11 protein-coding genes are annotated in these 14074 nt (G+C 54.7%); 9 read left to right on the top strand and 2 right to left on the bottom strand.

Going from position 1 to position 14074, the window contains the following annotated elements:
* The first annotated feature begins 25 nt into the window (after positions 1–25).
* Both eno and queE read left to right on the top strand, forming a co-directional pair.
* Positions 26–1330: a phosphopyruvate hydratase gene (gene eno, locus O1V65_RS15320; RefSeq protein ID WP_017490877.1), complete on the top strand. Its 1305-nt coding sequence runs from the start codon at positions 26–28 to the stop codon at positions 1328–1330.
* A 184-nt stretch (positions 1331–1514) separates the two neighbouring features.
* Positions 1515–2186, top strand: coding sequence for a 7-carboxy-7-deazaguanine synthase QueE (gene queE / locus O1V65_RS15315; RefSeq protein ID WP_084911758.1), 672 nt, complete (start codon positions 1515–1517; stop codon positions 2184–2186).
* Positions 2187–2697: 511 nt separating this feature from the next.
* On the opposite strand, the gene queD is transcribed toward queE, so the two are convergent.
* Complete coding sequence (queD, locus tag O1V65_RS15310; RefSeq protein WP_017490875.1) at positions 2698–3057, bottom strand: 6-carboxytetrahydropterin synthase QueD; 360 nt, start codon at positions 3055–3057, stop codon at positions 2698–2700.
* A 170-nt stretch (positions 3058–3227) separates the two neighbouring features.
* On the opposite strand from queD, the gene O1V65_RS15305 reads away from it, so the two are divergent.
* From O1V65_RS15305 to O1V65_RS15290, 4 genes are all read left to right on the top strand, one after another.
* Entirely contained in the window at positions 3228–4394 is a 1167-nt protein-coding gene (locus tag O1V65_RS15305; RefSeq protein ID WP_269129855.1) for a hypothetical protein, read from the top strand.
* 339 nt (positions 4395–4733) lie between these two features.
* On the top strand, positions 4734–6536 hold the full coding sequence (gene cysJ, locus O1V65_RS15300; RefSeq protein WP_269129853.1) for an NADPH-dependent assimilatory sulfite reductase flavoprotein subunit: 1803 nt from the start codon (positions 4734–4736) through the stop codon (positions 6534–6536).
* A 14-nt stretch (positions 6537–6550) separates the two neighbouring features.
* Entirely contained in the window at positions 6551–8266 is a 1716-nt protein-coding gene (gene cysI, locus O1V65_RS15295; RefSeq protein WP_017490872.1) for an assimilatory sulfite reductase (NADPH) hemoprotein subunit, read from the top strand.
* 11 nt (positions 8267–8277) lie between these two features.
* Positions 8278–9009, top strand: coding sequence for a phosphoadenylyl-sulfate reductase (locus tag O1V65_RS15290; RefSeq protein WP_017490871.1), 732 nt, complete (start codon positions 8278–8280; stop codon positions 9007–9009).
* Between the two features lie 38 nt (positions 9010–9047).
* Here O1V65_RS15290 and O1V65_RS15285 read toward each other — a convergent pair whose 3' ends face one another.
* Positions 9048–10085 carry an aminopeptidase gene (locus tag O1V65_RS15285; RefSeq protein WP_273636003.1) on the bottom strand — a complete coding sequence of 346 codons (1038 nt, stop codon included), beginning with the start codon at positions 10083–10085 and terminating at the stop codon, positions 9048–9050.
* Between the two features lie 206 nt (positions 10086–10291).
* On the opposite strand from O1V65_RS15285, the gene cysG reads away from it, so the two are divergent.
* Genes cysG through cysN form a run of 3 tightly spaced genes read left to right on the top strand, consistent with a single transcriptional unit; the run spans position 10292 to position 14074 of the window.
* Positions 10292–11716: a siroheme synthase CysG gene (cysG, locus tag O1V65_RS15280; protein WP_017490869.1), complete on the top strand. Its 1425-nt coding sequence runs from the start codon at positions 10292–10294 to the stop codon at positions 11714–11716.
* Positions 11717–11725: 9 nt separating this feature from the next.
* Positions 11726–12634, top strand: coding sequence for a sulfate adenylyltransferase subunit CysD (gene cysD / locus O1V65_RS15275; protein WP_017490868.1), 909 nt, complete (start codon positions 11726–11728; stop codon positions 12632–12634).
* A gap of 12 nt (positions 12635–12646) precedes the next feature.
* Positions 12647–14074: a sulfate adenylyltransferase subunit CysN gene (gene cysN, locus O1V65_RS15270; protein ID WP_017490867.1), complete on the top strand. Its 1428-nt coding sequence runs from the start codon at positions 12647–12649 to the stop codon at positions 14072–14074.

Genomic DNA, 14074 nt, shown 5'->3' with positions numbered 1-14074 from the left:
GTTAACTTGTACTGAGGAAATCCTAATGTCCAAAATCGTTAAAGTGCTCGGTCGTGAAATCATCGACTCCCGTGGTAACCCGACCGTAGAAGCTGAAGTTCATCTGGAAGGCGGTTTCGTAGGTCTGGCTGCTGCACCATCAGGTGCGTCAACGGGTTCTCGCGAAGCTCTGGAATTGCGTGACGGTGATAAATCTCGTTTTCTGGGTAAAGGCGTAACTAAAGCGGTTGACGCGGTTAACGGCCCTATCGCTCAGGCTCTGCAAGGCAAAGACGCAAAAGACCAGGCTAACATCGACAAGATTATGATCGAGCTTGACGGTACCGAAAACAAATCCAAGTTCGGTGCTAACGCGATTCTGGCGGTTTCTCTGGCTGCGGCTAAAGCTGCTGCTGCTTCAAAAGGTCTGCCTCTGTACGCACACATTGCGGAACTGAACGGCACTCCTGGTAAATATTCAATGCCACTGCCAATGATGAACATCATCAACGGTGGTGAGCACGCCGACAACAACGTCGACATCCAGGAATTCATGATCCAGCCTGTGGGCGCGAAAACTCTGAAAGAAGCCGTACGTATGGGCTCTGAAGTTTTCCACACTCTGGCTAAAGTTCTGAAATCTAAAGGCATGGGAACTGCTGTTGGTGACGAAGGTGGCTATGCGCCTAACCTGGGTTCTAACGCCGAAGCCCTGGCTGTAATCGCTGAAGCGGTTAAAGCAGCAGGCTACGAGCTGGGCAAAGACATCACTCTGGCGATGGACTGTGCAGCTTCAGAATTCTATAAGGACGGTAAATACGTTCTGGCTGGCGAAGGTAACAAAGCCTTCACTTCTGAAGAGTTCACTCACTTCCTGGAAGACCTGACTAAACAGTACCCAATCGTTTCTATCGAAGACGGTTTGGACGAATCTGATTGGGACGGTTTTGCTTACCAGACTAAAGTTCTGGGCGACAAAATCCAGCTGGTGGGCGACGACCTGTTCGTTACCAACACTAAAATCCTGAAAGAAGGTATCGAAAAAGGCATCGTTAACTCCATCTTGATCAAATTCAACCAGATCGGTTCACTGACCGAAACTCTGGCTGCGATCAAAATGGCGAAAGATGCTGGCTACACTGCCGTTATCTCTCACCGTTCAGGCGAAACTGAAGATGCTACCATTGCCGACCTGGCAGTCGGTACCGCTGCGGGCCAAATCAAAACCGGTTCTATGAGCCGTTCTGACCGTGTTGCTAAATACAACCAGCTGATTCGTATCGAAGAGGCACTGGCGGCTGCGGGTACTCCTGCCCCGTTTAACGGTCTGAAAGAAGTTAAAGGTCAGTAATTTCTGAACCCTGGCTTCACAAAACCCGCTTCGGCGGGTTTTTTACTTTATTAGAAACCCCCTTTATTAGCCGAGCAACGCGGTGAATCGAAGATTTCTGAAAGTTGTGCGATTCCGCGATAGGTTTGGCGCAGCCCGCGATGTCTGCGATAATAGCCGTTGGCTCCTTAACACTGAGATACACATGCAGTACCCGATTAACGAGATGTTCGAAACCCTGCAAGGGGAAGGCTATTTTACCGGCGTGCCGGCTATTTTTATTCGTTTACAGGGCTGCCCGGTGGGCTGTAGCTGGTGCGATACGAAACACACTTGGGAAAAATTCGCCGATCGTGAAGTCGATATGCAGCGTATCCTGGTTAAAACCGAAGAGAGCGACGCGTGGGGCAATGCCACCGCCGAGCAGCTGCATCAGGTTATCAAGAATCAGGGTTGGACGGCCAACCACGTCGTGATAACCGGCGGTGAGCCGTGCATCTACGATTTGCAGCCGTTGACCGAGCTTTTGGAATCATTGGGCTATAGCTGCCAGATTGAAACCAGTGGCACGCATGAAGTGCGCTGTTCTGCCAAGACCTGGGTAACGGTTTCTCCAAAAGTGAATATGCGTGGCGGTTACGACATTCTGCCGCAGGCTCTGCAGCGAGCAGACGAGATTAAGCATCCGGTCGCACGCCAGCGTGATATCGATGCATTGGAAGTGTTGCTTGCGACACTGACCGACCAGAAGGCGCGTATTATCGCCCTACAGCCGATCAGTCAGAAAGAAGAAGCCACTAAATTGTGTATCGCGACGTGCATCGCCAAAAACTGGCGGTTGTCAATGCAGACCCATAAGTATTTAAACATCGCCTAATTTTCTTCGCCCTTGTCTCTGTGGCGGCGTTGCTTCGCTTACTCGCCCGAATCACTGACTTATGTCAGCTCATCGGGACTTGCGCACTTTGCGCCTTGCTACAGCAACAAGGGCTTTGAAAATTCTTTCTTTGGTCTTGTCACTGTGGCGGCGTTGCTTCGCTTACTCGCCCGAATCACTGACTTATGTCAGCTCATCGGGACTTGCGCACTTTGCGCCTTGCTACAGCAACAAGGGCTTTGAAAATTCTTTCTTTGGTCTTGTCACTGTGGCGGCGTTGCTTCGCTTACTCGCCCGAATCACTGACTTATGTCAGCTCATCGGGACTTGCGCACTTTGCGCCTTGCTACAGCAACAAGGGCTTTGAAAATTCTTTCTTTGGTCTTGTCACTGTGGCGGCGTTGCTTCGCTTACTCGCCCGAATCACTGACTTATGTCAGCTCATCGGGACTTGCGCACTTTACGCCTTGCCACAGCAACAAGGGCTTTGAAAAGAGGTTAGGCGAGCAGTTTAACCGCGATAAACGCAGCCGGCGGTGCAGGTTTCTTTGATGCGCACCGCGCTCAGCAGGGGAAGCTGAGGCTTCATCTTGTTCCAGATCCATTCGGCGAGCACTTCGCTGGTTGGATTTTCAAGGCCCGGGATATCATTGAGATAATAGTGATCCAGGCTGTCTAGGGTCGGTTTAAACGCGGCTTTCAGCTCAGCAAAATCCATGACCCAGCCGGTGTGTGGATCAACTTCGCCGGTGATTTCCAGACGCACGGCAAAAGAGTGCCCATGCAGGCGGCCACATTTATGCCCTGCGGGAACGTGAGGCAGGTGATGAGCGGCTTCGAACATAAAATCTTTAAATAATGTAGTGGTCATAACACTGTCTCGTTGACTGCAAAAAACGCGGCATATTAACGGAATCTGGCCGCTTACGCCATGACTTATCTGCTCTGCAAATAGACAGATATTGAGCTTTGGTGTATTTACTCAATGTGACTCGATGACTTACATTGGGGGCGTTGGATATTAACCTATTGAGATAGTGAATGATTAGAGCGCTGCGTTGGGCCATTTTGTTGCTGATAGTTTCTGCAACAGCTAAAGCCGATGAACTATCGATCCCCCATAAATTACCCACTGCGGGTGATGCACCGGCGGTAAATACCCCTGTGCCTGCGGCTCCTGACAAGGCAGCATCGGCTACACCGCAAACTGCGCCCGCTGCGCCTGCTGCGTCATCGCCTGCGGTGACGCCGTCTGCGGTTTCCGCTGCAAAAGCTGCCCCTGCTAACGGTCAAACGGTTACGACGCCCGCAGCACCGGCCAAGCCTGCTGTCTCTAAAGCCCCCGCCAAGCCCACTGGGATAGTGTTAAAAACCCTGGCCGATGGCACCGGCAGCTTTTACTTCCCGGTTGGTGGCAACAAAAAACCTGTCGAAGTCTTCACCTATCAGCCCGCCGGTACCGACGCCAGCACCCCGGTGATTATGGCGATGACGGGTGTCGATCGTAACGCATCCACCTACCGCAACGACTGGATCAAAATCGCCGACCAATACCATTTCCGCATCGTGGTTCCGCGTTTTACCGATCAGGACTTCCCCGGCAGCTATGGCTATAACTTGGGAAATATCCAGGATCCGAAAACGCATCACCGGCTGCCTAAGTCGCAGTGGACCTTCACCTTGGTGAATGACATTTTCAACGCCATGCGCCAGCAAGGAATCACCACTCAGTCTCAGTATTATCTGTTTGGCAACAGCGCGGGCTGCCAGTTCGTTCACCGTATGCTGACCCTGCTGCCGCAGCCAGAGGTCAAGGCCGCTATTTGCTCCGCCGCTGGTTGGTGGACGCTGCCGGATACCGACCAGCGCTGGCCTTACGGTCTGCGCGCCTCGCCGATAAAAGTCAGTCAGTCTCAGTTGGCCGAGTACTTTGCCAAACCTATTCTCATTGCGGTGGGGACCAATGACGACGATCCTGAAAATCTTCTGCTGCGTCACTCCAAGGGCGCGATGGCGCAGGGCGTAACGCGTCTTGACCGTGCCGAGAACTTTTTCACCACCTCTCAGCAGCAGGCAGAGCAAAACTACATGCCGTTTAACTGGCACTTTGTGGCGCTTCCGGATATCGGCCATAGCGATATCAAAATGTCGATTTACGCCGCAGGGCAGTTCTCGCGCTTCGAGCAGCAGCACGAGTTCAATCCATAACGGACTGATGTTCTGCGCCACTTTCTGACGGCAAGCCTGTGAACTCAAAGAAATTTTTAACCCCGCAAATGCGGGGTTTTCTCATCTAGACTCCTGAATTTACCCCCGATGAATAAACCTGATTTTTTTATTAGTTATTTCAGTAGCCTATAACTGCGGCTTTACCACTTTTACCGATAGTTTCTACCTGAAAAAACACTTAGTCATTATGGTTATTTAATATTCCCATCACTTATTTAATTGTTATGATCCTGCTGGTTAACCTTACAAGCTATCAAATTCTTAATCATTTAATGGCCCGCTGAAACTGGCTTAAGCAATAAGGGAATTCGTACCGCGATGACGACTCAGGCTCCTCCTCTATCTTTGCTTCCGTTAACCCCGGAGCAAATGACACGGCTGCAATCGGCGATTGGTGACTATTCGCCGACCCAGTTAGCCTGGCTTTCAGGTTATTTTTGGGGATTGACTAACCAGCAGTCGGGCGCGGTGGCGGCACCTGCTCCAGTCGCTGCGGCGGCATCGATTACCCTTATCTCAGCGTCCCAGACCGGTAACGCACGCCGTCTGGCCGAGCAGCTGCGCGATGCGCTGGTTGCGGCTAAGCTTAACGTTAACCTGGTCAACGCCGGTGACTACAAGTTCAAGCAGATTGGCCAGGAAAAATTACTGCTGATCGTCGCGTCTACACAGGGAGAGGGCGAGCCGGCGGAAGAGGCTGTGGCGCTACACAAGTTCCTGCTTTCCAAAAAGGCGCCGCAAATGTCCGATACGGCCTTCGCGGTGTTTGGCCTGGGTGACACTTCTTACGAATTCTTCTGTCAGGCGGGTAAGGACTTTGATACCCGTTTGGGTGAACTCGGCGCAGAGCGTTTGCTCGACCGCGTAGACGCCGACGTTGAGTACCAGCACCAGGCCGCTGACTGGATTCAAAATGTGGTTGAGGTACTGAAAAAGCGCGTACCTGCCGAAGGTCCTGCCGCGCTGGCGGCTACCGTCGCTGGAAACGTGAATCAGCTCGACAGCAGCCCTTACACCAAGGAACAGCCGCTGACGGCGCTGCTTTCGGTCAACCAGAAAATTACGGGTCGCAACTCTGATAAAGACGTGCGCCATATTGAAATTGATTTAGGCGATTCTGGCCTGCGCTACCAGCCGGGTGACGCGCTGGGCGTGTGGTTCGAAAACAGTCCTGCTCTGGTGAAAGAACTGCTCGAGCTGCTGTGGCTGAAAGGCGATGAGCCGGTCGAAGTCCACGGCAAAACGCTCGCGTTGAGCGATGCGCTTACGCATCATATCGAGCTGACGCAGAACACCACGGTCATTGTCGACAAGTACGCCGCCGTATGTCGCGACGCCGACCTGCTGGCGCTGGTTTCCGACAAGAGCGCGTTGCAACAGTTTGCACAGAACACGCCGTTCGTCGACATGATTCGCCGTGCACCGACCGAGCTTCAGCCTCAGCAACTGGTTGATATGCTGCGCCCGCTGACGCCACGGCTTTATTCTATTGCCTCTTCACAGGCGGAAACCGACACCGAAGTCCACATTACCGTCGGCGTAGTGCGTTACGAAATTGATGGCCGTGCGCGTACCGGGGGAGCGTCGGGCTATCTTGCTGACAGACTGCAAGAAGACGGTGAAGTCCGCGTCTTCATCGAGCACAACGATAACTTCCGTCTGCCGGCCGATCCTGAGGCACCGGTCATTATGATCGGCCCGGGCACCGGTATTGCGCCCTTCCGCGCCTTTATGCAGCAGCGTGATAACGACGGTGCGGGCGGTAAAAACTGGCTGTTCTTTGGTAATCCGCACTTTACCGAAGATTTCCTTTATCAGGTTGAGTGGCAGCGCTATGTCAAAGATGGACTGTTAACCCATATTGACCTGGCCTGGTCGCGCGACCAGTCCGAGAAAGTTTACGTTCAGGACAAGCTGCGTGCCAAAGGCGCTGAAGTGTGGCAATGGCTGCAGGAAGGCGCACATATTTATGTCTGCGGTGACGCCAACCGCATGGCGAAAGACGTGGAGCAGACGCTGCTTGAGCTGATTGCCGAGCACGGTTCCATGATCCTTGAAGACGCCGATGAATTCCTGAGCGAGCTGCGTTTTGACCGTCGTTACCAGCGAGATGTCTATTAATGAGCACTGAAACTATGAACGAAAAACATCCCGGACCTTTGGTGGTCGAAGGCAAATTAACCGACGCTGAACGTCTTAAGAAAGAAAGTAACTTTCTGCGCGGCACCATTACCGAGGATCTGACCGACGGCCTGACCGGCGGTTTCAACGGCGACAACTTCCTGCTGATCCGTTTCCACGGCATGTACCAGCAAGACGACCGTGACATTCGCGCCGAGCGTGCCGAGCAGAAGCTCGAGCCGCGCCATGCGATGATGCTGCGTTGCCGTCTGCCGGGCGGTGTGATGACCCCCGAGCAGTGGCTCGGCATCGATAAATTCGCCGCAGACAGTACGATTTACGGCAGCATTCGTATCACCAACCGCCAGACGTTCCAGTTCCACGGCATTCTGAAGCCTAACGTTAAACCGGTTCATCAGCTGCTGAACAAGCTGGGCCTTGACGCGCTGGCAACCGCCAACGACGTGAACCGTAACGTGCTCTGTACCTCTAACCCGGTAGAGTCCGAGCTGCATTTCGAAGCCTGGCAGTGGGCGAAGAAGATTTCCGAGCATCTGCTGCCGCGTACCCGCGCCTATGCCGAAGTGTGGCTGGATCAGGAAAAGGTCGAGACTACCGACGAAGAGCCGATTCTGGGGGCAACCTATCTGCCGCGTAAGTTCAAGACGACGGTCGTTATCCCGCCGCAGAACGACGTGGACCTGCACGCCAACGATCTGAACTTCGTGGCGATTGCCGACAACGGTAAACTGGTTGGCTTTAACGTGTTAGTGGGCGGTGGACTGTCTATCGCGCACGGCGATAAGACGACCTATGCCCGCACCGCAAGCGAACTGGGCTTTATCCCACTTGAAAATACGCTGGCGGTCGCTGAGGCGGTAGTAACCACTCAGCGCGACTGGGGTAACCGCACCAACCGTAAGAACGCCAAGACCAAATACACCCTGGAACGCGTCGGCGTCGAGACCTTCAAGGCTGAAGTCGAGAAGCGTGCGGGTATCACCTTTGGTGACGTGCGTCCTTACGAATTCACCGGCCGTGGCGATCGCATCGGTTGGGTGAAGGGCATTGATAACCAATGGCACCTGACGCTGTTCATCGAAAACGGACGTATTCTGGACTACCCGGGTCGTCCGCTGAAAACGGGTCTGGCCGAGATAGCCCGCATTCATAAAGGCGATTTCCGTCTGACCGCGAACCAGAACCTGATCGTGGCGGGTGTCGATGAGAAAGATAAAGACGCTATCGAGGCGCTGGCGCGCAATCACGGTCTGATCGATGACGGCGTGACCGAGCAGCGTAAAAACTCGATGGCCTGCGTGTCCTACCCAACCTGTCCGTTGGCTATGGCCGAAGCAGAGCGCTTCTTGCCAGAGTTTGTGACCAAGGTAGAAGGCATCATGCATCAGCACGGGGTCGGCAAGGAACACATCGTCCTGCGCGTCACCGGTTGCCCTAACGGCTGTGGCCGTGCGCTGTTGGCTGAAATCGGCCTGGTAGGTAAAGCGATGAACCGCTACAACCTGCATCTGGGCGGTAACCGTGAGGGTACGCGTATTCCACGCATGTATCGTGAGAACATCAGCGATGTCGAGATCCTGACGATTATCGATGAGCTGGTCGGACGCTGGGCAAAAGAGCGCGAGACCGATGAAGGCTTTGGCGATTACGTGATCCGCGCAGGCATCATCAAGCCGGTGCTCGATCCCGCTCGCGATTTTTACGACTGACAGGAGGCGATATGAGCTTACTCTCCCTAACAGAACTGAATGCACTGCCCAAGTCCGGGCAGGCATTGGCACTGGCCGAGGTTAACGGCCAGCTGGAAAAACTCTCGGCCGAAGAGCGCGTGAGCTGGGCGTTGGAAAATCTGCCGGGCGAGTTTGCCTTGTCGTCCAGCTTCGGTATTCAGGCGGCGGTGTGTCTGCATCTGGTCACGCGTCAGAAGTCGGATATTCCGGTGATCCTGACGGATACCGGCTATCTGTTTCCGGAAACCTACCAGTTTATCGATACCCTGACTGAGCAACTGAACCTGAATCTTAAGGTTTATCGCGCCGAGCACTCTGCCGCATGGCAGGAAGCGCGGTACGGCAAGCTGTGGGAGCAGGGCGTTGAGGGCATCGAGAAATATAACCTGATCAACAAGGTTGAACCAATGAACCGCGCGCTTGAAACGCTGGGGGCGCAGACCTGGTTCGCCGGTCTGCGTCGTGAGCAGTCGGGCAGCCGTGCCAATCTACCGGTGTTGGCGGTGCAGCGTGGGGTGTTTAAAATCCTGCCGATCATCGACTGGGACAACCGTCAGATCTTCCAGTATCTAAAGCAGCACGGGCTGAGCTACCACCCGCTGTGGGATCAGGGCTATCTGTCCGTTGGCGACACTCACACCACCAAAAAGTGGGAAGAGGGGATGAAGGAAGAGGAAACTCGGTTCTTCGGCCTTAAGCGTGAGTGCGGACTGCACGAATAATCAGTTTTCAAATCCCCCACACGATGGGGGATTTTTTTTTAACGTCCCTCAGGCGTCGCTAACTCTTTCAGTAAAGGCAGCAGAATTCTCACGCTGTCTTTTTCACGTCTGGCGATGCGCCCTGGCAGATAGCGGTCAAGATATTGCAGATTGTCTATCCGCCCCTGGAAGCGGCTGGTGCCGGCCGGGAAGTGAGAGCTTATCGGACGCTGCTGCTGCCCATCCTGTTTCCCCAGTCGCCAGTCGCTGGCGGAGACCAGCATCAGCGGAATATGCTGGTCGTCCAGCGCCTTCAGCCCCTCGCAGCAGCTGGTTCCCGACGGGCTGCGTGCGGCGTCGATGCCCAGGCGACGCGCGATGCTCAGCGCCTTGTCCCTCGAGAGCTTGGCGACGACGGACGAGGTATTCACACCGCTGTTGAAATACAGTCGGTCACCGACAATCAGCGAATTCAGATTGATGACCAGCAGCGTGCGTTTTTTCTCCTCCGGCGTCAGGCTGTCGAGATAGTCTTTTGCACCTTGCTCTCCGGCCTCCTGTGCACTCAGGGCGACGAAACGCAGGCTGTAGTGCGTCGACTCTTGGCTCATCCGCTGCGCCAGCTCGAGCATAGCACCGACGCCGGAGGCGTTATCGTCGACGCCCTGTAGCGTCAGGCCGCCGAGATTCTCGTCGCTGTCCTTATCGCTCTGCGGCAGATAGGTATCGAAATGCGCCATGACCACTATCTGTTGCGGTACTTCGCCTGCGCGGTCGGCTATTACTGAGGTGGCGTGAACGCTGTGCCAGTTCTGGCGGCCGTCCTGACTGGTGTAAAGATAACCAGCTTCAAACGCGCGCAGATGGCTCTGGTAGCCCATTTTGTTCAGCGTCTGATTAAGGTAATCGGCGGCGATGATTTCAGCCGGGCTGCCGGCCATTCTTCCCGGAAAATAGGTGGCAATGTGTCGCGTCTGCTGTTCCGCCATGTGGCCGAGTGGCGGATTTTTTAAGGGATGTCCCACGGCAGAGACCGCATACAAGCCGCTCAGCGTGAGTAACAGTGCTGAACGCGCTACGTGGCGGAGAGAAAGCATACTAAAAATCCTTATCAGGCGTCCTTGAAAAGTCTGCCCGTAGTATGCGATTCGGCGACGAAATTAACAATTTACAGTTTTCTCAAAACGAGCTTTTTACTGGCTATATTCCATTCTGGAACTAATCATTCCATTTCGTCATTTCATCTCGATAACGGCCACGCCGTATAGTCATATTATCGATTTGTTTATGCATAAAGGTTGTTGTGGACTATCTCCCTATATTTGCCGACCTGAAACAACGTCCGGTACTGGTCGTTGGCGGTGGCGAAGTGGCTGCACGCAAAATTGATCTTCTTCTGCGAGCAGGTGCGGAAGTGAGAGTCGTCGCACAGGCATTGTCTGGTGAAGTGGAGTCTCTGCACCAGCAGTCTGACGTTCTTTGGTTGTCTCAGTCTTATCAGCCTGAGCAGCTTGATGACGTATTTCTGGTGATCGCCGCAACGGATGACACTGAGCTTAACGCCCGCGTGTATGAAGACGCTAATCAGCGCCGCGTGCTGGCCAATGTCGTTGACGATCAGCCTAAATGTTCATTTATTTTTCCGTCCATTGTCGATCGCTCGCCGATCGTGGTGGCTATTTCGTCCAGCGGGCAGGCGCCCGTGCTGGCCAGAATGCTGCGTGAAAAACTCGAAACGCTGCTGCCCGCCAGCCTCGGTAAAATGGCGGAAATCGCCGGTAGCTGGCGTGAACGCGTCAAGCAGCGTTTTAACTCGATGTCTGCCCGTCGTCGTTTCTGGGAGCAGGCTTTTGACGGCCGCTTCGCTTCATTGACCGCTGGGGGGCAGTTCGATGAGGCGGAGCAGGCGTTAAAGCAGCTGATGGATGCGCCGGACGAGGCGACTCATCAGGGGATGGTGACGCTGGTCGGTGCGGGTCCCGGCGACGTGGGACTTCTGACGCTGCGTGGATTGCAGGTCATGCAACAGGCCGACGTGGTGCTGTATGACTTCCTGGTTAGCGATGAGGTATTGGACCTCGTGCGCCGCGACGCGGAGAAAATCTGCGTCGGTAAGCGTGCGGGCAACCATCTGGTGATGCAGGAAGAAACCAATCGACTCTTGGTCGACCTGGCGAAGCAGGGAAAAAAAGTGGTCAGGCTGAAAGGCGGTGACCCGTTCATTTTTGGTCGCGGTGGCGAAGAGCTTGAAGTGGTCGCCGCGGCAGGCATTCCTTTTCAGGTGGTGCCGGGAATTACCGCCGCAGCCGGGGCAACGGCCTATGCCGGTATTCCTCTGACGCACCGCGAACGCGCGCAGAGCGTGATGTTTATTACCGGCCAAATCCGCACTGACGGCAATGGCCTGCAATGGTCCGAACTCGCCCGCGGGCAACAGACGCTGGCGATTTATATGGGCGCAATGAAAGCCTCGGACATCAGTCATCATCTTATCGCCCACGGGCGCGCCGCCGAAACGCCGGTGGCGGTGATTGGTCGCGGTACGCGCGCAGACCAACAGGTGTTGACCGGAACATTGCAAAATTTAGAACAATTAGCCCAACAGGCGCCGTCGCCGGCCCTGCTGGTTATTGGTGAAGTGGTTGAACTTCATCACAAACTCGCCTGGTTTGGGCATCATCCAGAGACTGCCGGTGCACAACGCCCGACGGTCGTGAATTTGGCTTAAGGATCTGATATGGACGAAAAACGACTCACCCATTTACGACAGCTGGAGGCGGAAAGCATCCATATCATCCGCGAGGTTGCGGCTGAATTCGCTAACCCGGTGATGATGTATTCCATCGGTAAAGACTCCTCTGTGATGCTGCATCTGGCGCGTAAGGCCTTCTTCCCCGGCACGCTGCCTTTCCCGCTGCTGCACGTCGATACTGGCTGGAAATTCAAAGAGATGTACGAGTTTCGCGACCGTACGGCGAAGAATTATGGCTTTGAGCTGCTGGTGCATAAAAACCCGGAAGGCGTGGCAATGGGCATTAACCCGTTCGTACACGGCAGCGCCAAGCACACCGATATCATGAAAACCGAAGGCCTGAAGCAGGCGCTGAACAAATACGGTTTTGACGCTGCCTTTGGCGGTGCTCGTCGTGATGAAGAGAAATCGCGTGCCAAAGAGCGTATCTACTCGTTCCGCGATCGTTTCCATCGTTGGGATCCGAAAAACCAGCGTCCAGAGCTGTGGCACAACTACAACGGCCAGATCAACAAGGGTGAAAGCATCCGCGTCTTCCCGCTGTCTAACTGGACCGAGCTGGATATCTGGCAATACATCTATCTGGAAAACATTGAGATTGTTCCGTTGTATCTGGCCGCACCGCGTCCGGTACTGGAGCGTGACGGTATGCTACTCATGGTCGATGACGACCGTATCGAGCTACAGCCGGGCGAGGAGATTGAAGAGAAAATGGTCCGTTTCCGTACTCTGGGATGCTGGCCGCTGACCGGTGCGGTGGAGTCCGAAGCGCAAACGCTGCCGGAAATCATCGAGGAGATGCTGGTTTCCACCACCAGCGAGCGTCAGGGGCGTGCCATCGACCGCGATCAGGCGGGTTCGATGGAGCTTAAAAAGCGTCAAGGGTATTTCTAAGGAGCACGGACTATGAATAACGCAATTGCACAACAAATCGCTGAGCAGGGCGGCGTAGAAGCTTATCTGCACGCACAACAGCACAAAAGTCTGCTGCGCTTCCTGACCTGTGGCAGCGTGGATGACGGTAAAAGTACGCTAATCGGCCGCCTGCTGCACGACACACGTCAGATTTATGAAGATCAGCTGTCTTCACTGCACAATGACAGCAAGCGTCACGGTACTCAGGGCGAGAAGATTGACCTGGCGCTGCTGGTTGACGGTTTGCAGGCCGAGCGTGAGCAGGGCATTACTATCGACGTGGCTTATCGCTACTTCTCAACTGAAAAACGTAAATTCATCATCGCCGATACCCCGGGGCACGAACAGTACACCCGTAACATGGCGACCGGCGCATCGACCTGCGACCTGGCAATTTTGCTGATCGATGCGCGTAAAGGCGTACTGGATCAGACCCGCCGTCACAGCTTTATCGCAACGCTGCTGGGGATTCGTCATTTGGTGGTTGCGGTCAACAAGATGGACCTGGTCGACTACAGCGAAGAGGTATTCGAGCAATTCAAGCAAGACTACCTGACCTTCGCCGAGCAGTTGCCAACCGATCTGGACATTAAATTCGTGCCGCTTTCCGCGCTGGAAGGCGACAACGTGGCGTCCGAAAGCCAGAAGATGCCTTGGTACACTGGCCCGACGCTGCTCGACGTGCTGGAAACCGTCAACATCATCAACGTGCGTGAACAGCAGCCGATGCGTTTCCCGGTGCAGTATGTGAACCGTCCAAACCTCGACTTCCGTGGTTATGCCGGTACGCTGGCCTCCGGTTCCGTTCGCGTAGGGCAGAAAATCAAGGTGCTGCCATCAGGCGTTGAGTCCACCGTGGCGCGTATCGTGACCTTCGACGGCGACCTGCAGGAAGCCTGGGCCGGAGAGGCGATTACGCTGGTGCTGGACACCGAGGTTGATATCAGCCGGGGTGACCTGCTGGTGGACGCCAACGAGACGGTAAAAGCGGTGCAGAACGCCAAGGTTGACGTGGTGTGGATGGCCGAACAACCGCTGAGCGTGGGCCAGAGCTATGACATCAAGATTGGTGGCAAGAAGACCCGTGCGCGCGTCGAGAACATCGAATATCAGGTTGAGATCAACTCGCTGACTCAACGCGTGGTCGACAGCCTGCCGCTGAACGGCATCGGTCTGATTGAGCTGGCCTTCGACGAACCGCTGGTGTTGGACAACTATCAGCAGAACGCAGTGACCGGCGGCATGATCTTTATCGATCGCCTGAGCAACGTAACCGTCGGTGCGGGTCTGGTGCGAGAAGCGCTTGAACAGGTTTATGAAGAAAAAGGGGCTTACAGCGCCTTCGAGCTTGAGCTGAACGCGCTGGTTCGTCGTCATTTCCCACATTGGGGTGCGCGCGACCTGCTGGGTGGCAAGTAA

It is taken from the genome of Rouxiella badensis (assembly GCF_026967515.2).
Taxonomy (GTDB): Bacteria; Pseudomonadota; Gammaproteobacteria; order Enterobacterales; family Enterobacteriaceae; genus Rouxiella; species Rouxiella badensis.
This window is presented reverse-complemented; position numbering and strand designations above follow the sequence as displayed.